The organism is Clostridium sp., assembly GCF_026168755.1.
Classification (GTDB): Bacteria; Bacillota; Clostridia; order Clostridiales; family Clostridiaceae; genus Clostridium.
Genome location: NZ_JAPFDR010000111.1, coordinates 1 through 1,178, shown reverse-complemented (window position 1 = coordinate 1,178; position 1,178 = coordinate 1). Strand labels below are relative to the sequence as shown.

At 29.1% G+C, this 1,178-nt stretch carries 2 protein-coding genes; both read right to left on the bottom strand.

Going from position 1 to position 1,178, the window contains the following annotated elements:
* Positions 1-487, bottom strand: a 487-nt coding sequence (locus tag Q0Y03_RS15470) for a hypothetical protein (protein ID WP_363318762.1), incomplete at its 3' end; no start/stop codon positions are given.
* A gap of 4 nt (positions 488-491) precedes the next feature.
* The coding region (locus Q0Y03_RS15465) for a prealbumin-like fold domain-containing protein (RefSeq protein WP_297714675.1) at positions 492-1,178 on the bottom strand (687 nt) is incomplete at its 5' end.

Genomic DNA, 1,178 nt, shown 5'->3' with positions numbered 1-1,178 from the left:
TTTCATCCCTTAATTCTTCTACAAAGTATCTAAAATCACTATATCTACCTTCTAAAGTTTGATCTGCATGAGCACCTTCAACTTTATTAGTATTTAAAGATTGAATATAATCAATTATTTCATATTCAGTTACTTGAGCTGGTGTTTTACTTAACTTTTTACCTACTATGTTTTGTAATGGTGTTTTATAAGTAGGATTTAATGTGTAATTAATTGATTCTAAATTTGCTGAGTTTTCAGCATCGAATAACTTGTACACATTAAACTTTTTCCCTACTAATGTTTGTCCACTATTTCCTGAAATAGTTATTTGTGCACCTCCTCGACCTAAATTTGCTACTCCCCCTGGCGTTCCTACTTCAGCTCTTACATCTACTATACTTTGTGTATTTGCTTCTGCAAAAACCTTTATTGAACTCATTTGACCTACTATTATTCCAGCCAATAATACTGAACAAAATATTTTTCTTGTTTTCTTGCTTATCATTACCCTATTCCCCTTTATCTACTTTCATTTTCTTTTTGTTTGAAAAAACTGAATAAGACATCAAACCTACTCCAATTAATAATATAGGTATCATTAACCATGAACCTGTTTTAGGTAACTTCATACCTATTGTATTTACAACTTTTATATTTACTTCTCTATCAGATTTAGTTCCAGCTAAATATACATCCTTATTTGAATCTGTATCATTTACTGTGTATTTAACACCATCTATATAGTAATCAAACACATTATTAACTGGTGTTGATTCTACATATATTTCATAAACATGAACTTTTCCAAAAATATCTACTGGTATTCTATAACCTTCGGGAGCTTTAGTTTCTTTCATATAGTATTTTGTTCCTGGTTTTAAATTTAAAAATTTAAGATTACCATTTCCATCACTTACTTGTGTTTCTACTGCATTATTACAAGCACTATCTGAATATAAAGTGAACTCTGCACCTTCTAAAACTGCCCCTTTATCATTAACCTTTATTAATCTTATACTAAATGGCTTAACATCATCATTTACAGTTAAAATTCCATCACCCTCAAATTCTGAATAACTCATCCCCATATTTGTTGTATTAGAAATAACATTTATAGTGTTATCTGACTTAACTTCAAACACAAATTCATTTTTATTTACTTCATAACCTTCAGGAGCTTCAAACTCAACTATTTT